The sequence below is a fragment of the Microbacterium sp. M1A1_1b genome, from assembly GCF_053345565.1.
In genome coordinates this window covers 132,370-152,700 of the sequence record NZ_JBKFAJ010000009.1, presented here as the reverse complement: position 1 = coordinate 152,700, position 20,331 = coordinate 132,370, and the positions used below count along the sequence as shown (strand labels likewise).

18 protein-coding genes and 1 pseudogene are annotated in these 20,331 nt (G+C 70.8%); 12 read left to right on the top strand and 7 right to left on the bottom strand.

Annotated elements, in window-relative coordinates:
- The 4 genes and pseudogenes from ACLBWP_RS17190 to ACLBWP_RS17175 all read right to left on the bottom strand — a co-directional run.
- A pseudogene (locus ACLBWP_RS17190) lies at positions 1–391 on the bottom strand (hypothetical protein); the annotation flags it as partial.
- 135 nt (positions 392–526) lie between these two features.
- Positions 527–880 (bottom strand): MGMT family protein, encoded by a 354-nt coding sequence (locus ACLBWP_RS17185; protein WP_447656060.1) that lies wholly within the window; start codon positions 878–880, stop codon positions 527–529.
- Positions 880–1,332, bottom strand: a complete 453-nt coding sequence (locus ACLBWP_RS17180) for a GNAT family N-acetyltransferase (RefSeq protein WP_243562989.1) — start codon at positions 1,330–1,332, stop codon at positions 880–882. The genes ACLBWP_RS17185 and ACLBWP_RS17180 overlap by 1 nt, the downstream gene beginning before the upstream one ends.
- A 46-nt stretch (positions 1,333–1,378) precedes the next feature.
- Positions 1,379–2,539, bottom strand: coding sequence for a DedA family protein (locus ACLBWP_RS17175; protein WP_447656059.1), 1,161 nt, complete (start codon positions 2,537–2,539; stop codon positions 1,379–1,381).
- 107 nt (positions 2,540–2,646) lie between these two features.
- Here ACLBWP_RS17175 and ACLBWP_RS17170 point away from each other — a divergent pair, with 107 nt between their 5' ends.
- From ACLBWP_RS17170 to ACLBWP_RS17140, 7 genes are all read left to right on the top strand, one after another.
- Entirely contained in the window at positions 2,647–3,900 is a 1,254-nt protein-coding gene (locus ACLBWP_RS17170; protein ID WP_447656058.1) for an ROK family protein, read from the top strand.
- Positions 3,901–4,194: 294 nt separating this feature from the next.
- The gene (locus ACLBWP_RS17165; RefSeq protein WP_243562986.1) at positions 4,195–5,550 is read left to right on the top strand and encodes an extracellular solute-binding protein; all 1,356 of its coding nucleotides are present in this window, start codon (positions 4,195–4,197) and stop codon (positions 5,548–5,550) included.
- Positions 5,551–5,657: 107 nt separating this feature from the next.
- Positions 5,658–6,608 carry a carbohydrate ABC transporter permease gene (locus tag ACLBWP_RS17160; protein WP_447656057.1) on the top strand — a complete coding sequence of 317 codons (951 nt, stop codon included), beginning with the start codon at positions 5,658–5,660 and terminating at the stop codon, positions 6,606–6,608.
- 2 nt (positions 6,609–6,610) lie between these two features.
- Positions 6,611–7,513, top strand: a complete 903-nt coding sequence (locus ACLBWP_RS17155) for a carbohydrate ABC transporter permease (RefSeq protein ID WP_447656056.1) — start codon at positions 6,611–6,613, stop codon at positions 7,511–7,513.
- 34 nt (positions 7,514–7,547) lie between these two features.
- Positions 7,548–10,670, top strand: a complete 3,123-nt coding sequence (locus tag ACLBWP_RS17150) for an alpha-mannosidase (protein WP_447656055.1) — start codon at positions 7,548–7,550, stop codon at positions 10,668–10,670.
- A 257-nt stretch (positions 10,671–10,927) separates the two neighbouring features.
- The gene (locus ACLBWP_RS17145) at positions 10,928–11,893 is read left to right on the top strand and encodes a hypothetical protein (RefSeq protein ID WP_447656054.1); all 966 of its coding nucleotides are present in this window, start codon (positions 10,928–10,930) and stop codon (positions 11,891–11,893) included.
- A gap of 23 nt (positions 11,894–11,916) precedes the next feature.
- Entirely contained in the window at positions 11,917–12,606 is a 690-nt protein-coding gene (locus ACLBWP_RS17140; RefSeq protein ID WP_243562984.1) for a histidine phosphatase family protein, read from the top strand.
- Positions 12,607–12,723: 117 nt separating this feature from the next.
- Here the strand turns inward: ACLBWP_RS17140 and ACLBWP_RS17135 are convergent, their stop codons facing one another.
- A complete protein-coding gene (locus tag ACLBWP_RS17135) occupies positions 12,724–13,161 on the bottom strand; it encodes a DUF1905 domain-containing protein (RefSeq protein WP_447656053.1) in 438 nt (145 codons plus the stop codon).
- A gap of 175 nt (positions 13,162–13,336) precedes the next feature.
- Between ACLBWP_RS17135 and ACLBWP_RS17130 the strand changes: the two genes are divergently transcribed.
- Genes ACLBWP_RS17130 through ACLBWP_RS17115 form a run of 4 tightly spaced genes read left to right on the top strand, consistent with a single transcriptional unit; the run spans position 13,337 to position 17,416 of the window.
- Positions 13,337–14,485 (top strand): ABC transporter substrate-binding protein, encoded by a 1,149-nt coding sequence (locus tag ACLBWP_RS17130; RefSeq protein WP_447656052.1) that lies wholly within the window; start codon positions 13,337–13,339, stop codon positions 14,483–14,485.
- Positions 14,486–14,490: 5 nt separating this feature from the next.
- The gene (locus tag ACLBWP_RS17125; protein ID WP_243562981.1) at positions 14,491–15,468 is read left to right on the top strand and encodes an ABC transporter permease; all 978 of its coding nucleotides are present in this window, start codon (positions 14,491–14,493) and stop codon (positions 15,466–15,468) included.
- Positions 15,465–16,349: an ABC transporter permease gene (locus ACLBWP_RS17120; RefSeq protein WP_447656051.1), complete on the top strand. Its 885-nt coding sequence runs from the start codon at positions 15,465–15,467 to the stop codon at positions 16,347–16,349. The genes ACLBWP_RS17125 and ACLBWP_RS17120 overlap by 4 nt, the downstream gene beginning before the upstream one ends.
- Positions 16,346–17,416 carry an ABC transporter ATP-binding protein gene (locus tag ACLBWP_RS17115; protein WP_243562979.1) on the top strand — a complete coding sequence of 357 codons (1,071 nt, stop codon included), beginning with the start codon at positions 16,346–16,348 and terminating at the stop codon, positions 17,414–17,416. The genes ACLBWP_RS17120 and ACLBWP_RS17115 overlap by 4 nt, the downstream gene beginning before the upstream one ends.
- Positions 17,417–17,420: 4 nt before the next feature.
- On the opposite strand, the gene ACLBWP_RS17110 is transcribed toward ACLBWP_RS17115, so the two are convergent.
- Both ACLBWP_RS17110 and ACLBWP_RS17105 read right to left on the bottom strand, forming a co-directional pair.
- On the bottom strand, positions 17,421–17,900 hold the full coding sequence (locus ACLBWP_RS17110; RefSeq protein WP_447656050.1) for an NUDIX hydrolase: 480 nt from the start codon (positions 17,898–17,900) through the stop codon (positions 17,421–17,423).
- Positions 17,901–17,989: 89 nt separating this feature from the next.
- Positions 17,990–19,447: a hypothetical protein gene (locus tag ACLBWP_RS17105; protein WP_447656049.1), complete on the bottom strand. Its 1,458-nt coding sequence runs from the start codon at positions 19,445–19,447 to the stop codon at positions 17,990–17,992.
- Positions 19,448–19,544: 97 nt separating this feature from the next.
- Here ACLBWP_RS17105 and nagB point away from each other — a divergent pair, with 97 nt between their 5' ends.
- Complete coding sequence (nagB, locus tag ACLBWP_RS17100; protein ID WP_447656048.1) at positions 19,545–20,330, top strand: glucosamine-6-phosphate deaminase; 786 nt, start codon at positions 19,545–19,547, stop codon at positions 20,328–20,330.
- The last annotated feature ends 1 nt before the right edge of the window (position 20,331 follow it).

Sequence of the window (20,331 nt, the reverse complement as noted above, 5' to 3'; positions counted from 1 at the left end):
CGGCCTTCAGCGTCAGGCCGGAACCGTTGTGGTTCAGCAGACCCTGCACGTAGGGACGGTACGACCCATCCGGCGACCAGTAGGTGACCGAGCCGGCGGTGATCGGGAACGACACGGCACCGTTCTCGAGCTTCGCGGTGCCGGAGACACCCGGGGTCAGCTTCAGGCTGGTGAGGGCGTCGGTGAAGCCCTTGTCGAGTGCGACGGAGGTGTTCCCACCGAGCACGTTCGGGACCGAGGCGACGGGGGCGGGGATCTTCGACGAGGACGACGCGACGGTGTGGACCGTGGGGGTCGACGCGTTCGCGGCGGAGATGCCGAACCCGGCACCGCCCAGGATGATCGCGCCGGCAGCGGCGAGGGAGACCGTGGTCTTGGTGATCTTGCGCATGAGTGAGTCCTTTGCTTGGTACACGCCGAACACACCCCCCAAGAGGGTGGAGAACCAGCTACCTGCGGCTGGTGAGCGCTCCGGGTGTTTCCCGGCTGGTGACAGTGATTCGGCGCCCCTGCCGGAGTGGTTTGGTCAGTTCTGGTCCGTTACCACTTCGTGACCAACCGGCCCCTGCGGGCTGTCCAGCTCGGGCGACCAGCGCGCTCGACGCATGTCGAGCCTCCAGGTCGTCCTGCCCTGGGTCAGGGGCGTGCCCTCGACCCGGTACTGCTCCAGCGCGCGTGCCTCGTGGCGGACCGGCGGCATCCCACCGGACCGCACCACGCGCCACCACGGCAGGTCGGAGCCCTCGTGTGCCATCACCTTGCCGACCGCACGCGACGCGCGCGACCCCAGGACCGCGGCGACGTCGCCGTACGTCATCACCCGCCCGGACGGGATCGAGCGGACGACGTCGGCCACCGCGGCGCCGAAGTCCTGGTCCACTAGAGCGTCAGCACCGCGAAGTGGTCGCCGTACTGGGTCTCGCGGACGACCTCGAAGCCGACGGCCGCGAAGAAGTCCTCGGGTGAGCCCTCACCGGGTTCGTACACGACGGTCAGGCGCTCGAAGCCGCGCTTGCGGGCCTCGTCGGCCAGGCCGTGTACGGCGAACCGGCCGACACCGCGACCCTGCGCCGTGCCGGAGACGTTGACGCGCCAGATGCAGGCCTGCAGTTCCTCTTGCGGGTTCTCGGCGTCGAAACTGCCGATGATGAGCCCCACGACCTCGTCCCCGTCGAGGACGACCCGGGGCCACGAGGCACTGGGCTTCACGTCCGACTCGGCGACGCCGTACGTGGTCGGCTGCACGAACTGCTCCTGCCCCGGCTTGAGCGTCAGGGAGTTGGCCGCCGTGGCGGTGGCAGCGGAGAGTGCTTCGAGGCGGAGATCCGTCATGCGGTCAGGGTAACGGTGCGACCCGTGCGGGGGCCAGCGCTGACCGTCACACTCCTGCATCGACTGCGGTCGTGGCCGACGCGTACCGCGCCAGCACGACGTCGCGCCACGTCCCGACCGCAGCCACGGTGCCGATGACCAGTGCCGCCAGCAGGCAGAGACTGCCGAGCGACCCGATGACCGCCCAGCCGCCGTCCCAGGCCCACGGCCACGTGTCGATGCCCGTGCCGAGGCTGGCCATCACGAGCGCCGCCGTGCCGGTGCGCGTCGAGCGACCCGCGAGGGCCCACACGGCGAGGACGACCGTCAGGACGACGACGAACGAGGCGGGGATGCCGTGGTGCCCTGCCGCGCCGACCAGGCCGCCGACGACCACCACGAAGGGGACCAGGACGTTCCAGACCGGACGTCCGGAGCGCGCCGACATGACGGCCACCGCTGCTGCGGCGATCGCGGTGACGACGCCGAGGACCCGGACGGACCACGGGGCGAAGTCGATCCCGCCCTGGCTGACGACGCCGAGGACCACCAGCAGCACGCTCACGCCGACGACCGACCAGGACAGCACGGTGCGTCGTTCGATGTGCTCGGGGAGCAGTCCGCGCTTCCGTGCGGCGCGGAACCCGACGACGAGCACGACCACGGCCGCGATCATCCCGGCGACGATCCACGTCACGTTGCCGAGTGCTGCCTGCGCCGCCGCGATCGACGACTGCAGCAGGAACCCGCAGCCGCCCCAGAGCAGCGCCCACGTCAGGCTGCCGATGAGCGAGGCCGTCGTGAACCGCGCCGGCGGGAGCTTGGCGGTCCCCGCGGCGAGTGGGGTCAGCGTGCGGATCACGGGCACCAGTCGTGTCGCGATGATCGCCATCGCGCCGCGCCGCTCCACCACACCGATGGCCGCGTCCCACCGCTCGACGCCCAGACGCCGCACGAACTTCCGGTCGCGGATGCCGCTGCCGAACCGGCGGCCCAGGAAGTACAGCACGTGATCGCCGACCGAGGCGCCGATCGTCACCGCGACGACGAGCACGATCGCACCGACGATGCTGTCGAAGGTCGCGCCGAGCAGCAGCACCGCGATCTCGCCCGGGACGAAGGGGCCGAGCCCGAGGACCTCGAGTGCCGCGAACCCCGCCGCGACCAGCCACCGGACGGCTTCGGGGATCTGGTCGGCGCTGTTCGTGAGCCAGGAGAGGATGTCCATGGCGGGAACGGTATCCGCGCACGGGCTCCGGCGGTGTCGTTCCGGCGTCGTTCCGTCGTGGTACCCGGGGACCATTCGGTCGCGCGGCTGCGCGGTAGGGTCCAGACATGGCGGAACACCGACGCGGCGCGAACCTGCCGTCGATCGGCGGCTTCAACCGGACGGTCGTGCTCGACGCCGTCCGCCGCTCACCGGACGGGCTGAGTCGCGTCGAGCTCGCTGGCCGCACGGGCCTCAGCGCACAGACCGTCTCGAACGTCACACGGTTCCTCATCGACGCGGGCATGATCGTCGAGTCGGGCACCGTGGTGTCGGGTCGGGGCAAGCCCCGGACGATCCTGCGGCTGGAACCGGGCAGCCGGTTCGCCGTCGGCGTGCACGTCGACCCCGCGGTCGTCACGTACGTGTTGCTCGACCTGGCGGGGACCGTGGTGGCGTCGACGACGACCTCGACCCCGACCGCCGACGACCCCGACCAGGTCATCCGGACGATGGCGTCCGCGATCGACGGGCTCGTCGCGTCGGCCGAGGTCGACCCGGACGCCGTCCTGGGCGTCGGGATCGCCAGCCCCGGACCGATCGACGTCGACGCGGGCATCGTCGTGGACCCGCCGTTCCTGCCGCGGTGGCGCGGGGTGCCCCTGCGCGACGCGTTGGCCGAGGCGACCGGACACCCGGTGCTGCTCGAGAAGGACGTCACCGCCGCGGCCGTCGGCGAGATGTTCCTGGCGGGGGAGTCCTCGGCGCGGAACTTCGCGTTCGTCTACTTCGGCACCGGCTTCGGCGTGGGACTGGTCGTCGACCACGAACCCGTGCGCGGGACCGGGGCGAACGCCGGCGACGCGGGGCACCTCATGGTCGACCAGGGCTCGCTCGCCGGGACGCCGGACGGCAACGGGGACCGTGGTGAAGTCGGTGCGGCGGTCGCTCCCGAGCGGCTCGTGCGCCTGGCTGCGGCGCGGGGCCTGGACCTGACGGGTGGGGTGCCGGTCGCTGACGACGCCGGCGCGGTGGACCGGGCGTGGGACGACCTGGCCGCGGCCATCGACTCCGGTGACCCGACCGCGACCGCACTGGCCGCCGAAGCCGGCACCGTGATGGGCCGCGCCGCCGTCGTCATCGTCAACCTGTTGGACATCGACCGCGTCGTGTTCGGGGGACCGTTCTGGTCGCGGATCGCCGCGGCGGCACTGCCGGCCGCCCGCCAGGCGATCACCGGGTCGCCGATCCTGGTCCCGAAGCACCCGGTCACCGTCGTCGAGACCGACCGCGGAGCCGACGTGGCTGCTGTCGGGGCGGCGTGCCTGGTGCTCGACGCCGCGCTGTCGCCGCGGGCGAGCGCGCTGCTGATCCGGCGCTGAGGCGGCGCTGCGTGACCGTCTGACGGACTGGAGGTCCGGTGCCAGCTGGCACCGGGCCTCCAGTCCGTTCCTTCCCACACCACCGGTGATGGCAGGACGGATCGTGCGTGGTGCGGGAGAACTCCCGACCACCAACGCGCGGATCGACCGACCACGCGCGGATCGACCGACCACGCGGGAACCGGACTGCTGCCGAACCGTGACGATTCCCTCTTGACAAGCAATAAGTCAATACGGTGGACTAACTGCGCAGCGCGGGCACGGTAGCCCGCGGATCCGTGCAAAGGAGCACCGATGAAACGCACCCGCATCATCGCTGGACTCGCAGCCGTGGCAGTCGCCGCTGTGGGCCTGGCAGGCTGCTCGAGCTCGGGGTCCGCCTCGAGTGACACCATCAAGATCGCCTACCAGAAGTTCGGCGCCTTCCAGCAGCTCGACGCCCAGATGAAGACCGTCAAGACCGAGTACGAGAAGGCGAACCCGGGCAAGAAGGTCACGCTCGTCCCCATCCAGGCGCAGGGCAACGACTACTACACGAAGCTCGCGCTGATGAACAAGGCGCCCGCGACGGCGCCCGACGTCATGTACGAGGACACCTTCCTGGTCAAGGCCGACGCCCAGGCCGGCTACCTGCTGCCGCTGGACAAGTACACGGCGAAGTGGAAGGACTGGGACCAGTTCTACGACAACGCCAAGCAGGCCGGCGAAGGCGTGGACGGCAAGACCTACGGCGTCCCGATGGGCACCGACACCCGGGCCCTCTGGTACAACAAGGACATCTTCAAGAAGGTCGGCCTGCCCGTCCCGTGGCAGCCCAAGACCTGGGACGACGTGCTCGCCGCCGCGAAGACCATCAAGGAGAAGGACTCGGGCGTCATCCCGTTCAACATCTACTCCGGCAAGGCGCAGGGCGAAGCCTCGACCATGCAGGGCTTCGAGATGCTGCTGTACGGGGCGGACGGCTCCGGCAACACGCTCTACAAGGACAAGAAGTGGGTCACCGGCTCCAAGCAGTTCCAGGAGTCGCTGCAGTTCGTCAAGGACGTCTACCAGGGCGGCCTCGGCCCGACACCGCAGCAGGCGCTCGACACGAACGTCGGCACCACGATCGCCCAGACCTGGCTGCCCAAGGGCCAGCTGGCGATCGACCTGGACGGCTCGTGGCAGTCCGGCACCTGGCTGAAGACCGGCACCGCGCCGTGGTCCGAGTGGAACGACGTGATGGGTCAGGCAGCGATGCCGACGCAGAACGGTCAGTCGCCCGGCTACAACAGCATGTCCGGCGGCTGGACCCTGGCGGTCGGCAAGAACTCGAAGGCCCCGCAGGCCGCGTTCGACTTCATCTCGACGTTCCTCAACAAGGACGGCTCGCTGAAGTACGACACCGAGAACAGCCAGATCGCCGTCCGCAAGGACGTCGCCGAGGACTCCGCGTACACGGACGCCAACCCGACGTTCAAGTTCTTCTCCGGGCTGGTGGAACACACCAACTTCCGCCCGGCGACGAGTGACTACTCGCAGATCTCCAACGCCGTCCAGGTCGCCATGGAGTCCGTGATGACCGGTCAGCAGACACCGAAGCAGGCTGCCGCCGCCTACGACGACTCCGTCGTCCAGACGGTCGGCAAGAAGAACACCGTCTCCGGCTGACGCACCACCCACCGGACAGGAGGCTCGGCGCACGTCGTGCCCCGAGCCTCCTGTCCGGTTCCCCCTCACCTTCGGAAACCCCCTCCGCACCCGGAAGGCATCCACCCGTGTCCACCACCCCCCTCGCGCCGACGCTGTCGACGCCCGGTGCGCCGAAGCGCACCGACCCACCGGTGCCGCGCAAGCGGCGCCCGCTCCGGAACGCCGGGCGAGCGGTCCCGCTGCTGCCCGCCGTGGTCCTGCTCATCGTCTTCCTGGTCGGCCCCGTCATCTCGTCGTTCTACGGGTCGTTCACGAACTCCGCGCTGACCGGCGTCGGCGCTTCGGACCAGCAGTTCGTCGGCATGAAGAACTACGTCGAGCTGTTCCAGGACCCCGACTTCCCGAAGTCGGTCATCCTGACCGTCGTCTTCCTGTTCGCCTCGGCCGTGGTCGGGCAGAACGTGCTCGGCCTCGGCCTGGCGTTGCTGATGCGCGAGGCCAACAAGGTCGTCCGGTCGATCGTCGGCACCTTCGTCGTCGCGGCCTGGGTCCTGCCGGAGATCGTCGCCTCGTTCGCCGCGTACGCGTTCTTCAACGACCAGGGCACGCTCAACGAGTTCCTGTCGGTGTTCGGCGTCAAGGGCGCGAACTGGCTGTACACGTTCCCGATGCTGGCGATCATCCTGGCGAACATCTGGCGCGGCACCGCGTTCTCGATGCTCGTGTACTCGGCCGCCGTGCAAGAGGTCCCCGAGGAGATCACCGAGTCCGCCGAGGTCGACGGTGCCACCGGGTGGCAGCGGCTGGTCTACATCACACTGCCGGTCATCCGTCGCAGCATCTCGACCAACCTCATGCTGACCACGCTGCAGACGCTGTCCGTGTTCACGCTCATCTACGTCATGACCGGTGGTGGGCCGGGGACGAACTCGTCCACGCTGCCGATCCTGGCCTACCAAGAAGCGTTCAAGTTCTCGCAGCTCGGCTTCGGGACCGCGATCGCGACCATCCTGCTCGTGGTGGGAGCGGTCTTCTCGATCATCTACATCAAGGCGCTGAAGCCGGAGGTGGACTGACCATGGCGATCACCGTTCCCGACCGTCCCGTGTCCAACGCGACCCGCTCGGTCACCGCACCCGGTGCCCTGCACATGACCTCGCCGCGCGGCCGCACCATGCGGTGGGTGGCCAACGTCGTGCTGCTCGTGATCGCGGTGTGCTTCGCCGTGCCGCTGCTGTGGCTGGTGTTCGCCTCGCTCGACGCCCAGGCCTCGCTGTCGGTGAAGGTGCCGTCGCAGTTCACGCTCGACAACTTCGCCAAGGTGCTGACGCCCGAGCTGTCGTTCATCCCGCTCGCGAACAGCCTGCTGCTGTCCGGTGGCACCGCCGTCGTCACGGTGGTCGTCGCGCTGCTGGCGGCCTACCCGCTCTCGCGCTACAAGATGCGCGTGAACAAGCCGTTCCTGTACAGCATCCTGTTCGGCACCGGCCTGCCGATCACCGCGATGATGGTGCCCGTCTACGCGCTGTTCGTCTCGCTCAACCTGATCGACAACATCTGGGGATGCATCTTCTTCCTCGCCGCGACCAGCCTGCCGATGGCGATCTGGATGGCGAAGAACTTCATGGACTCGGTGCCGATCTCGCTCGAGGAAGCGGCGTGGACCGACGGTGCGTCGATGTTCACGACGCTGACCCGGATCGTGGTCCCGCTGATGCGCCCGGGCATCGCCGTGGTGTTCATCTTCGTGTTCATCCAGGCGTGGGGGAACTTCTTCGTCCCGTTCGTCCTGCTGCTCTCGCCCGACAAGGTGCCGGCCGCGGTCAGCATCTTCAACTTCTTCGGTCAGAACGGTGCGGTCGCCTACGGCCAGCTCGCCGCGTTCTCGATCGTGTACTCCGTGCCCGTCATCGCGCTCTACGTGATCGTGTCCCGCGGCCTCGGCGGGGGCAACGCCCTCGCCGGTGGTCTCAAGGGCTAGCGCGTCAGCGCTCTCCTCGGAAGGAACCTGCTCCATGCACAAGGACGAACCCCTCGTCGAAGCCCGGATCGCCCGCCTGGTGCGCGATCGCGTCGACCCCGCGGTCCACCGTCGTTCCGCGCCCGTCACCGTCACGTCGTGGGACGTGCCGGACGAGCCCGTGCCGTTCGCCACCGCTGTCGCCCAGGACTTCGCACCGTTCTCGGTCGGGGACCCCTGGGGCATCCGCCCGTGGGGGACCACCTGGTTCCACGTCACCGGCACCGTCCCCGCCGACTTCGGCACCGCCGAGGGCACGACGGCCGAGCTGTTCGTCGACCTCGGCTTCACCCAGCGGCACCCCGGCTTCCAGGCCGAGGGGCTGGCGTACCGACCGGACGGCAGCACGATCAAGGCGATCGAGCCGCGCAACAACGCCGTCCCGCTGGCCGTCGGCCCCGGGGAGTCGTTCGAGCTGTACATCGAGGCCGGCGCGAACCCGGACATCGGCGGCGACTCGTTCCAGGGCGCGACACCGCTCGGGTCCCGCTCGACCGCCGGTGACCAGCCGATCTACCGCGTCGCAGCCCTGCAGGTCGTCGAGCGAGACGACACCGTGTGGGAGCTGCAGCAGGACCTCTGGGTGCTGCGCGGGCTGATGGCAGAACTGCCGACCGACGGCACCCGCGGCGCGGACATCCTGCGGTCCCTCGAACGCGCGGCGGACGCCCTCGACCCGGACGACGTCGCCGGCACGGCCGCCGCCGCCCGTCAGGTCCTGGCGCCCGTGCTCGCCGTCCCCGCGTCGCAGGCCGCACACCACGCGATCGCCGTCGGGCACGCGCACATCGACTCCGCCTGGCTGTGGCCGGTGCGCGAGACGAAGCGCAAGTGCGCCCGGACGTTCTCGAACGTGCTCGACCTGATGGACCGTGACCCCGACTTCACGTTCGCGTGCTCGTCCGCGCAGCAGTACGCGTGGATCCGGGACGAGTACCCGGAGGTCTTCACGCGCATCAAGCAGCGCGTCGCCGAGGGGCGCTGGATCCCCGTGGGCGGCATGTGGGTCGAGTCGGACACGAACCTGCCCGGCGGCGAAGCGCTCGCGCGGCAGTTCGTCGCGGGCAAGCGGTTCTTCCTCGAGGAGTTCGGCGTCGACACCCCCGAGGCCTGGCTGCCGGACTCGTTCGGGTACACCGGAGCGCTGCCGCAGATCGTCCGCGCCGCGGGGTCGAAGTGGTTCGTCACGCAGAAGCCCTCGTGGAACGAGACGAACGTCATCCCGCACACGTCCTTCCACTGGGAGGGCATCGACGGCTCGCGCATCCTGACGCACCTGCCCCCCGCCGACACGTACAACTCGGACGTCTCGCCCGCCGACCTGCACCGCGGCGAGCGACGGAACAAGGAGCGCGGCACCGCGAACACGTCGATGCTGCTGTACGGCTTCGGCGACGGTGGCGGCGGTCCCACGCGTGAGATGGTCGCCGCTGCGCGCCGCCAACACGACCTCGACGGATCACCGCGCGTCACGCTCGGCACCCCGGCGCAGGTCTTCGAGCAGCTCGAGCAGGAGCTGCCCGTGCCCGGTGTGTGGTCGGGAGAGATGTACCTCGAGTTCCACCGCGGGACCTACACGTCCCAGATCCGCACGAAGCAGGGAAACCGTCGCTCGGAGCACCTGCTGCGCGAGGCCGAACTGTGGGCCGCGACGGCTGCCGTCCGGCTGGGGCTCGACTACCCGTACGACGAGCTCGAGCAGGCCTGGCACACCGTCCTGCTGCAGCAGTTCCACGACATCCTGCCGGGGTCCTCGATCGCCTGGGTCTACGAGAACGCCGAGGAGAACTACCGCCTGGTCGCCGAGACCCTCGAGGGGCTGATTGGTGCCGCCACCACCGCGCTCGCGAACGGCGGTGCGCCGGCGCTCGCCGGGGCCCGGTCGTCCGGAGCCCTGTCCTCTGGCGCCACGGCGTCGTCGGGCACCGGCCTGCTCGACGCACCCTCCGGTGACGCCGTCGGCGGCTCCGCCACCAGCGGGTCGGTCGTGCGGTTCAACGCTTCGCCCGTCACGGCGGGACACGCAACCGCCCTGGGCGGTTCCGTCGGTCCGGAGGCGCAGGCCGTGCCTCCCGTCCCGCACGGTGACGGCTTCGTGTTCGACACCGGTGCGGTCGTGGCGACCATCGACGCGGCCGGCCACGTCGTGTCGTTCGTCGAGCACGGCACCGGCCGCGACGCGATCGCCCCCGGCGGCGCCGGTGCCGAGTACACGGTGTTCCGCGACACCCCGAACCAGTGGGAGGCGTGGGACATCGACCGCGCCTACCAGCGCAACGGGTCCCCGCTGGCCGCGTCGTCAGTCGCGATCGAGGGTTCGACGGTCGTCGTGGTCCGCTCGGTCGGGTCGTCGACCGTCACGACCCGGTACTCCGCGGTCGCCGGCGAACCCGAGCTGGTCGTCGAGACCGAGGTCGACTGGCACGAGCAGCAGAAGCTGCTGAAGCTGGCGTTCCCGCTCGACGTCCGGGCGTCCGTCGCCTCGAGCGAGATCCAGTTCGGCCACATCGACCGACCGACGCACCAGAACACGTCGTGGGACTTCGCCCGGTTCGAGACGAGTGCCCACCGCTGGGTGCACGTCGCCGAGCCCGGGTTCGGCGTCGCGGTGGCGAACGACTCCACCTACGGACACGACATCACCCGGGCGACCCGACCGGACGGGGGCACGACCACCCTGGTCCGCGAGTCGCTGCTGCGCGGCCCGACGTTCCCGGACCCGCACGCCGACCAGGGGCACCACGTGTTCCGCACGGTGCTGCGCATCGGGGCGTCGGTGCTCGACGCCGCGGACTCGGGCTACCGGCTCAACCTGCCGGTGCGGTCGGTGGCGGGGTCGGCCGAGGTCTCGCCGCTCGTGGTGGTGTCGTCGCCGCAGGTGTTGGTCGAGGCCGTCAAGCTGGCCGAGGACCGTTCCGGCGACGTCGTCGTGCGCCTGTACGAGGCGCTCGGTGGTCGGGCGACCGACGTCGGCGTCGACTTCGGGTTCGCGGTCGCGTCGGTCGAGCAGGTCGACCTGCTCGAGCGGCCGCTCGGTCCGTCGTGGGACGCGGGGGAGCCCGTCGTCATGACGCTCCGCCCGTTCGAGATCGTCACGCTGCGGGTGCGGCGGGCATAGACCGCGGCGCCGGACGGACACGGGTGCGTCCGTCCGGCGTCGTGCTGCACGCCGGGTTGGCAGGCCCGTTCGCGCGCAGAGGGTCGAATCGCGCATTGTGGGTCGGAATTCTCGACCGACAATGCGCGATTCGACTTCCCAGGGCGGTCGGTATGGGAACGAACGATCACTCCTCCACAGGGCGTCTGACTGGAGGGTCGTCCACAGTCCGTCTCGTTGCATCCGTTCGACCGTGCTCGGCAGGGCAGCGTGGTGCCATGGAACGACCGCTCCCGATCATCAGGGCCACGGCGATGCGTGAAGCCGGCCGCGTGGGTTCGACCCTGCGGCGGCGCACGGGACAGCCCGGTCCGGACGCGCTCGTGCGCCTGGGGCCCAACGCGTTCGTGCGGGCGACGGACTGGGCCGCCGCAGGGCCACGCGTCCGCTACGTCACTCGTGTCTGGGCGAGACTCGCGCGGCTCGGGGAACCCGCAGCGGCATCGCACGTGTCGGCGGTCGCCCTGCACGGCCTCGCCTGGCTGTACGGGTGGCCCGAGGTCGTCCACGTCACGGTCCCGAAGTCGCGCTACCGGTCGTCGCGCAACGGCCTTGCACTCCACACGCGGCCGTTCGGTCCCGAGCACGTCGCGCGGGACGGGCCGATCGCGGCGACGAGCATCCCGCGCACCGTGGTCGACGTCGCACTGACGGGTGACATCCGCGCAGCGGTCGTCGTGGCGGACTCGGCACTCCGAGCCGGGGTCTCGCCTGACGAACTCGCAGCAGCAGTGCCCGCCGCCCCGGGCTCCCGGGGTCGTCAGGCGGCCGAACTCGTCCTCGACCTGGCGGACGCGCGCTCCGGCTCGGTCGCTGAGTCGCTCGGGCGCGTGGTCTTCCGTGAACTCGGGCTGCCCGAACCCGTGCTGCAGCAGGAGTTCATCGTCGACGGGCGGCGGATCATCGTGGACTTCTGGTTCCCGGAACAGGGCGTCGTCATCGAGATCGACGGTCGGGCGAAGTACACGCAGGACCGCTACCGAGCCGGCCGTTCTCCGACCGAGGTGTTCATCGACGAGAAACGACGCCAAGAAGCCGTGCTCACGGTCCCTGACGTCCGGCGGATCGTTCGCGCGGAGTGGCGCGACCTGCTGCACCCCGAACTGCTCGTGCCACGCCTGCGCGCGGCGGGCCTGCCGTGCGCTCTCCGTCCCGGCAGCAGCCACCGCCTGGTGGTCGGTTGATCCCAGGGGCCTAGCGTGGGCGCATGCCCGTCACCGAGATCTGGCTCGTCCGTCACGGCGAGTCCACTGCGAACGTCGCTGCCGAGCGCGCCGAGGCGGCCGGTGACGACCTGATCGCGATCGAACAGCGCGACCCCGACGTGCCGCTCAGCCCCCTCGGTGAGCAGCAGTCGAGAGCCCTCGGTGCCGAGCTCGCCGAACGGGGCATGGGCTCGGTGCCGGTCGCGCTGTGGGTGTCGCCCTTCCTCCGGGCGCAGCAGACGATCGACATCGCGATCCAGGCCGGCGGTGTCGACAAGCCGCCGCGACGGGTCGACGAGCGATTGCGCGACCGAGAGCTCGGCGTGCTCGAGCGCCACACGCTGCGCGGGGTGGCGAACCGCCATCCGGACGAGGACGAACGCCGGCAGCGGCTCGGCAAGTACTACCACCGGCCGGCGGGCGGCGAGTCGTGGGTCGACGTCCAGGCCCGGCTGCGATCGGTCTTCGTGGACATCGACCGCGTCGACGGCCCCGCGCGCCTGGTCATCGCCGCGCACGACGTCGTGGTGACGCTGGCCGTGGCGGTGTGCCTGGACCTCGACGAAGCGGCCCTGACGGAGTTCACGGCCACCAACCCGGTGGGCAACGCGTCCCTGACCCGGCTGGGTCGCGCGGGGCTCGGCCAGCCCTGGACCCTCGTCGAGTTCTCCGCCGTCGCCCACCTGGCCTGACCAAGCCCGGTCTCGCGGGACCCGCGGCGGCCCACACAGGAAGCCGTTTCGCCCGGAGGTGGTCCGAACTTCCGACCGACAACGCGCGATTCCACATCCTGTGCCGGAAGGGCCCCGTCAACCCCGGAGCGACTCCACGGCCTTGTCGATGCGGCGCTGCCGGGTCTCCGGGGCCTTCGCCTGCTCCACCGGATCGGCCAGCGCCCGCTGCCGCGAGTTCGACAGCGCGTCGAACGCCGGCCGCACCCCCGCCGAGTCCATCGCGGTCACCAGGTCCTCGGGCAGGGACACCGCGCGCGGAGCATCGTCGACGTCCAGCGTGACCTGGACCGTGTCCCCGGCAGCGACCCCGGACGCCGCACGGTGCGCTGCCGACAACGGGACCAGGAACTGCCCGCCCATCACCCCCACGGCGGAGCGGTACGTGTAGCCACCGTCCAGCGTGACCACCACGGCCGGGCGCTTCCCCGCACCCAACGCATCGATGACCTCGGGCGGGACCGGCAACCCGGTCGCCGTCTGTCGCGCCTGCAGGACCGTCGTCGTGAACTGCACCCGTGCCTCCAGACCGAGCCCGAAGCGGCGACCGCCGCGTCGTGAGGAACCGTACAACCGCACCGCCTGTTCCGCCAGCGTTCACCACTGCACCACGAGCCGGATACCGGCCGCGTCCACGATCATCCAGAACCCGAACCCCAGGGTCCCCGAACGCACCCGAAAGGCACTCTCCGTGCAGAACAAGCGCACCCTGGCCGGCATCGCCCTCGCCGCCGCCGCAGTGGTCACCCTGGCCGGTTGCTCGGCGACGAGCTCGGCCTCGACCGGCAGCAGCAGCGGCGCCGCCGCCTGGAAGACCGCCACGAGCGCCCAGTCCGCCGGCGGCATGGACGCCCTGGTCAAGGCCGCCAAGGCCGAGGGACAGCTCAACGTCATCGCGCTCCCGCCGACCTGGGCCAACTACGGCAAGATCATCGACGGCTTCAAGCAGAAGTACGGCATCACGATCAACTCGGCGAACCCGAACGGATCGAGCGCCGACGAGGTCGCCGCCGTGAAGTCGCAGAAGGGCCAGTCGACCGCGCCGGACGTGCTCGACCTGGGCAACGCGGTGCTGCAGCAGAACCTCGACCTGCTGACGGACTACAAGGTCGCGAACTGGAGCGACATCCCCACGAACCTGAAGGACAAGGACGGCGCCTGGACCCGCGACTACACGGGCCTGATGTCGATCGGGTACGACTCCAGCAAGATCACGGACGCCCCGAAGGACCTGAAGGACCTGCTCGGCTCGGAGTACAAGGGCAAGGTCTCGATCGCCGGTGACCCGACCCAGGCGAACCAGGCCGCCAGCGCGGTGTACCTGGCGGCGCTCGAGAACGGTGGCTCGGCCGACGACATCACCAAGGGCGTCGACTACTTCGGCAAGCTCAAGCAGGCCGGCAACTTCCAGAACGTCCTGCCGTCGCAGGCCACGGTCGCCTCGGGCGAGACCCCGGTCGTCATCCAGTGGTCCTACAACAACCTGGCCTGGGGTCCGGACGCCGGCGCGTCGGGCAACAAGCACTGGAAGACCGTCGTCCCCGAGGGGCAGGCACTCGGCTCCTACTACTCGCAGGCGATCAACAAGGACGCCCCGCACCCCGCGGCCGCCCGCCTGTGGCAGGAGTACATCGCCAGCGCCACGGCGCAGAACCTCTACCTGCAGGCCGGCGCGTTCCCGTCGACCCTCGCCGCGCTCGAGAAGTCGGGCAAGGTCGACAAGGACGCCCTCGAGGCCGCCGGTGGCGCGCCGAAGGACTACGTCGAGCTGAGCGACGACCAGGTCACCGCGGCCGCCAAGGTCCTGGCGGCCAAGTGGTCCTCGACGATGGGGTCCTGACCAGCATGACCACCGCATCGGCGCCCGGTGCGGCCGGGGTCCCGGCCGCCACCCTCGTCTCCGGCGAGCAGGCGACCGCGACCCGGGCCGAGGGCGCCGGTGCCACCGCCCGCCGCGACGCCGGACCCCGTGTCCGGCGCCGCGGCGGCATCGCGTGGCTCGGCCTGACCCCGTTCGCCGCGTACGTCCTGCTCTTCCTCGCCGTCCCCGCGGTCCTGGCCGTCGGGTCCGGGTTCTTCGACGCGTCGGGGCACCTGACGCTCGCGAACCTCGCCGCGTTCCGCGACCCCAGCGTGCTGCGGGCCTTCGGCGGCTCGTTCGGGCTGTCCGCGGCCTCCGCCGTGATCGGTGCCGTGATCGGTGCCGTCGTGTGCTGGGCGCTCGCCGCGCTCCGGCCGGACGGCATCGTCCGGTCGATGATCGACTCCGCCGCCAGCGTCCTGGCCCAGTTCGGCGGCGTGATGCTGGCGTTCGCGTTCATCGCGACGATCGGCACGCAGGGACTCGTGACGGCGTGGCTCGTCTCCACCTTCCACTGGGACCTCAACGCCGACGGCGCCTTCCTGTACACGGTGCCCGGGCTGGTGATCCCGTACGTCTACTTCCAGGTACCGCTGATGGTCCTGACGTTCATGCCGGCACTCGAGGGCGTCAAGACGCAGTGGGGTGAAGCCGCCGCGACGCTCGGCGCATCGCGCGCCACGTACTGGCGTCGCGTGGCGCTCCCGGTGCTCGCGCCGGCGTTCTGGGGATCGCTGCTGCTGTTGTTCGCGAACGGGTTCTCGTCGTTCGCGACCGCCGCGGCACTCATCTCGCAGGGCGGCATCGTCCCGCTGACGATCCGCGCGCAGCTGACCAGTGAGACGCTCATCGGCCTGCAGAACGTGGCCGGCGTCCTGGCCCTCGGCATGGTCGTCGTGATGGCGGTCGTGATGGGCGCGTACTCGCTGCTGCAGCGTCGCGCCGCCCGGTGGCAGCGATGAGCGCGGGAGCGCCGGCACGTCCGGCTCGGTCCGTCCGGTCTGGAGGCCCGGCTCGCGTCCCGCGGTTCGGCGCGGCCCCGTCACGGGGCACCGCAGCGATCGTCCTGGTCGTCGTCGGACTCGTCTTCGCCGTCCCGCTGGTCGCCCTGGCGCAGTTCACCTTCCGCCAGGGCACCGACGGCAGCCTGACGACGGCCCACTACACGGCCATCGCGGACCCGGCGAACGCCGGCACCTACCAGCCCGTGTTCGACGGCCTCGGCGCGTCGCTCGTGATCGCGGTCATCGCCGTCGCGATCGTCCTGCTCGTGCTGCTGCCCGCCCAGGTCATCACCGCGCTGCACCACCCACGGCTCCGACGCATCCTGGAGTTCGTCTGCCTGGTGCCGATCACCGTGCCGGTCGTCGTGCTGGTCGTCGGGTTCGTGCCCGTGTACCAGGTCGTCGCCCAGGTGTTCGGTTCCGGCGCCTGGACGCTGTCCTTCGCGATCGGCATCATCGCGTTGCCGTTCGCGTTCCGTCCGATCTCCGCCGCCATCACGGCGATGGACATGATCACGCTGACCGAGGCCGCCCGGTCCCTCGGGGCCTCGTGGTGGACGGTGACGTGGCGGGTGCTCCTGCCGAACCTGCGCAGGGGGATCCTGGCCGCGTGCTTCCTCACCATCACCGTCGTCCTCGGTGAGTACACCCTGGCGTCGTTCCTCTCCCGCACCACCTTCCAGACGGCACTGCTCCTGGTGCAGGGGACCGACCCGTACGTCGCGGCGATCTTCTCGCTCGGCGCCCTGGTGTTCGGTTTCGTGCTGCTCGTCGCCATCGGCCGGATCGGGCAGCGCCGCATGCGCGTCCGTCGTCCCCACCCCAAGGACCCCGCATGACCACCACCGCACCCGCTGCCCCCGCGTCCCTGTCCGGCACCGGCGCCGTCGTCGAGCTCGACGCCGTCGAGAAGCGCTACGGCACCCACCGAGCCCTCACCGGCCTGTCCCTGCGGATCGAACCCGGCGAGTTCCTGTCGCTCCTCGGCCCGTCCGGCTGCGGCAAGACGACCGCACTCCGGGCACTGGCCGGGCTCGAGGCGATCGACGCCGGCGCCATCCGCATCGACGGCGAGGACGTCGCGAGCACCCCGGCGAACAAGCGCGACATGGGCATGGTGTTCCAGCAGTACTCGCTGTTCCCGCACATGACCGTGCGGCAGAACGTGGCGTTCGGCCTCGAGATGCGCCGTGTGCCGGCTGCGGCCCGCCGCGAACGGGTCGTCGACGCCCTCGACATGGTGCACCTCGCCGACTTCGCCGACCGGTTCCCGCACCAGCTCTCCGGTGGACAGCAGCAGCGCGTGGCACTCGCCCGTGCGCTCGTCACCCGCCCGCGCGTGCTGCTGCTCGACGAGCCGCTGTCGGCGCTCGACGCCAAGGTCCGGGTCTCGTTGCGCGAGGAGATCCGCCGCATCCAGACCGACCTCGGCATCACGACGGTGTTCGTCACCCACGACCAAGAGGAGGCGCTCGCCGTCTCGGACCGGATCGCGGTGATGAACGCGGGCAACATCGAGCAGATCGGCACGCCCGAGGAGCTCTACCGCGCGCCGTCCTCGGCGTTCACGGCGGACTTCGTCGGGCAGTCGAACCGGTTGCGGGGCGACCTGCGTGGCGGCGACGTGTTCGTGTACGGGTTCCGGGTGCCGGCGCTCGACCCCACGGTGGCGGACGGCCCCGTGCTGGCCTACGTCCGGCCGGAGGACATCGCGTTCGCTGCCGAGGGCGTCACCGGCACCGTCGTGTCGTCGAGCTTCCTCGGCTCGATCCGGCGCACCACCCTGCGGCTCGACGACGACACCATCGTGACGGTGCAGCACGAGGTCGGGGACCGTCGGTCGACCGGCGACGCCGTCGCGATCCGGCTGCTCGGCGCGCCCGTCGCCATCGCCCCGATCGCGTAGGGCGTCAGCGTCGGAAGTGCGCCCGCGGGTCGTCCGACAGGCCGATCCGCACGCGCTCGCGCATGTCCGCGGACATCTCGGGCAGCGCCGTGACGGGTGCCCAGAAGGCCTCGGTGTTCTCGCCGTCGGCGGGGAACGGTTCGCCGGACACCCAGCGGCACGCGAACACCAGGTCGAGGTACTGCGCTCGGTCACCGTTCGGGTAGGTCATCTCCGGCAGGGTCCGCACCCCTGCCAGCCGTTCGGCGACGGCGACCACGTCGGCTTCCTCGAGCACCTCGCGCTCGGCGGCGACCGCGGGTTCCTCGCCGGGGTCGACGATGCCGGTCACGGGGGTGAGTGCCCCGGTGTCCGCGCGTCGGACGACCAGCAGTTCGCGGTCGTCGCCGTCGCCGCGGGTGACCACCGCCGTGACCCCGGTCAGCCAGAGCAGGTCGGTGCCGATCTTCTCGCGCAGGGCCAGGACGAACTCGGGAGTGGGCATGCCGCAACGCTACCGGCGCCCGAACGCCGAACGCCGAACGGCGGGACACCGTGGTGGTGTCCCGCCGTCCTGCGTGTGCCGGTGGGGGGCTACTCGCGCCCGCGGATCGTGATCGCGCTCGGAGCCGATCGCTTGCCGTCGATCTCCTTGACGACCGTGATCTCCTGCGACTTCGGGGTCGACACCTTGATGGTGTACTCCCACTTGTCGTGCATCGGCACGCGGGTCACGGTGCCGTCCTCGTCCGTGAAGACGAAGAACGCGTTCGGCTTGCGGACGTCGGCAGGGTCGACGGCGATCTGGACCTCGGCGCGCTTCAGGTCGTTCAGCACGTGGCCGGAGACCAGGGTCGGCGCGGTGACGACGTCACCCTGACCGGGCTGGCCGCCGTCACCGGGCTGGCCGCCGTCACCGGGCTGGCCGCCGGCGCCCGGTTCCTGGCCACCGTCGGTGCGGGTGTCGACGTGCTGCGTCAGCGCCGCCGAGGTCTGGCCGTCCTTCGACTGCACCATGGAGTACGCGTTGTCGCTGTTCGTCGCGACGGTGCCGATGACCTGCGCCAGGCCGGCGCTGCCGAACGTCGCCGTCTTGGTCGAGCCGTCGCTGTCGGTCAGCGTCAGGGTCGCTCCTGCGACGCCGTAGACGTCGAAGACGACGCGGCTGCCGGCGACGTGCGGCTCGAAGGGGAGCTTCGGTGCCGGCAGGTCGGCGGACGCGCGCTCCAGCACCACCTCGGTGCGAGCGGAGGTGCCCGCAGCGGTCGTGTACTCGACGGTGTAGACCGTCTTCTCGCCGTGCGGCGCGACCAGCCACACGCCCAGCCCCTGGTCACCGAGCGGGCCGTTCCACGAGCGGTCCTGCACGACGGCGCCGCCGGCGTCACGGATCACGGCGTGGTTCGAGCCGCTGTTGCCGTTGCCGAGGGCGGGCGCGTTCGCCAGGAAGACCTGCTGGCGGTCGCCGGAGGTGTCGCCGAGGACGTACTCCGGTGCGGCCGGAGCGTGCTCGCCGCCGGGCTGGCCATCGCCGGGCTGCCCGTCGCCGGGCTGCTCGCCGCCGTCGCCGGGCGTCTCGGCGTCGTCGGACGCGACGACCGTCACGTCGAGGGCGTGCGAGGCCGTGGACGTGCCGGCGTCGGACCCGCTGACGGCCGTGACCGAGTGCTCGCCGACGGACAGCGGCGCGTCGGTGGCGCAGAGCGCGAAGCCCTGGCCGGACGACAGGCTGATCGGCGCCGTGCAGAGCGGGCTGCCGTCGGTGTCGCGGACGGTCATCGTGCCCGAGGTCACCTTCCCGGTGCTGACGCCGAACGACATCGCAGCAGAGTCGTCGACGGTCAGGTACCCCGGGGCGATGTCGACGGTGTCGCCGCCGAACAGGGCGGTCTGGATGATCGGGGCCTCGGGCGACTCGGCGGCGGTCGCGGCGGCCGGCGCGAGCAGGCTGCCGGCGGCGACGGCAGCGAGTGCGGCGGCGGCCAGGGCGGTGGGGATGTACTTGCGGGGCTTCTGCATGAAGTGGTGCTCCAGGTCGATGGGCAGGTCCATGCAGAATACGAAATACCAACTGGCGTCATCCCGAGTGCGATGACAACGTCGACCGGACCGCTTCCGTCGCAGTGGTCATGACCAGTAGGCTTGGAGCGTGGAGATCATCATCCTGCCCACGCCGGCCGAGGTCGGTCGGGTCGCCGCGGCGAAGATCGCGTCCGTCGTCACCGAGAAGCCCGCCGCCGTGATCGGCCTGGCGACCGGGTCCAGCCCGCAGGGCATCTACGCCGACCTGCGTCGTCGCGTCGATGCCGGCGAGATCAGCTTCGCCCAGGCGCGCGGCTTCGCACTGGACGAGTACGTCGGCATCCCGCTGGAACACCCCGAGTCCTACGCCAGCGTCATCGCCCGCGACGTGGTCGCCCCGCTCGGCTTCGAGCCCAGCCGGGTCCGCGTGCCCGACGGACGCGCTTCGGACCTGGCGTTCGCGGCGAAGGAGTACGACGCCGCGATCCGTGCCGCGGGTGGCATCGACGTCCAGATCCTGGGCATCGGCGCGAACGGGCACATCGGGTTCAACGAGCCGACGTCGTCGTTCGCGTCCCGCACCCGGATCAAGACGCTCGCGCCGTCGACGCGCGAAGCGAACGCCCGGTTCTTCGACACCCCCGAGCAGGTCCCGACGCACTGCATGACGCAGGGCCTCGGCACCATCCTCGAAGCCCGGCACCTGGTGCTCGTCGCGCAGGGGTCGTCCAAGGCCGCCGCGATCGCCGCTGCCGTTGAGGGGCCGCTGTCGTCGTTCGTGCCCGGGTCCGCGCTGCAACTGCACGAGCACGCGACCGTCGTGGTCGACGAGGAAGCCGCGGCCGACCTGCGCCTCGCCGACTACTACCGGTACACGTACGACCACAAGCCGGAGTGGCAGCGCTTCGCGTAGG

Coding starts and splice junctions, on each gene's coding strand:
- ACLBWP_RS17120 (WP_447656051.1), top strand. CDS start 15,465: ATGAGCGCGGGAGCGCCGGCACGTCCGGCTCGGTCCGTCCGGTCTGGA.
- ACLBWP_RS17150 (WP_447656055.1), top strand. CDS start 7,548: ATGCACAAGGACGAACCCCTCGTCGAAGCCCGGATCGCCCGCCTGGTG.
- ACLBWP_RS17140 (WP_243562984.1), top strand. CDS start 11,917: ATGCCCGTCACCGAGATCTGGCTCGTCCGTCACGGCGAGTCCACTGCG.
- ACLBWP_RS17165 (WP_243562986.1), top strand. CDS start 4,195: ATGAAACGCACCCGCATCATCGCTGGACTCGCAGCCGTGGCAGTCGCC.
- ACLBWP_RS17155 (WP_447656056.1), top strand. CDS start 6,611: ATGGCGATCACCGTTCCCGACCGTCCCGTGTCCAACGCGACCCGCTCG.
- ACLBWP_RS17180 (WP_243562989.1), bottom strand. CDS start 1,332: ATGACGGATCTCCGCCTCGAAGCACTCTCCGCTGCCACCGCCACGGCG.
- ACLBWP_RS17125 (WP_243562981.1), top strand. CDS start 14,491: ATGACCACCGCATCGGCGCCCGGTGCGGCCGGGGTCCCGGCCGCCACC.
- ACLBWP_RS17170 (WP_447656058.1), top strand. CDS start 2,647: ATGGCGGAACACCGACGCGGCGCGAACCTGCCGTCGATCGGCGGCTTC.
- ACLBWP_RS17115 (WP_243562979.1), top strand. CDS start 16,346: ATGACCACCACCGCACCCGCTGCCCCCGCGTCCCTGTCCGGCACCGGC.
- ACLBWP_RS17175 (WP_447656059.1), bottom strand. CDS start 2,539: ATGGACATCCTCTCCTGGCTCACGAACAGCGCCGACCAGATCCCCGAA.
- ACLBWP_RS17145 (WP_447656054.1), top strand. CDS start 10,928: ATGGAACGACCGCTCCCGATCATCAGGGCCACGGCGATGCGTGAAGCC.
- ACLBWP_RS17105 (WP_447656049.1), bottom strand. CDS start 19,447: ATGGACCTGCCCATCGACCTGGAGCACCACTTCATGCAGAAGCCCCGC.
- ACLBWP_RS17110 (WP_447656050.1), bottom strand. CDS start 17,900: ATGCCCACTCCCGAGTTCGTCCTGGCCCTGCGCGAGAAGATCGGCACC.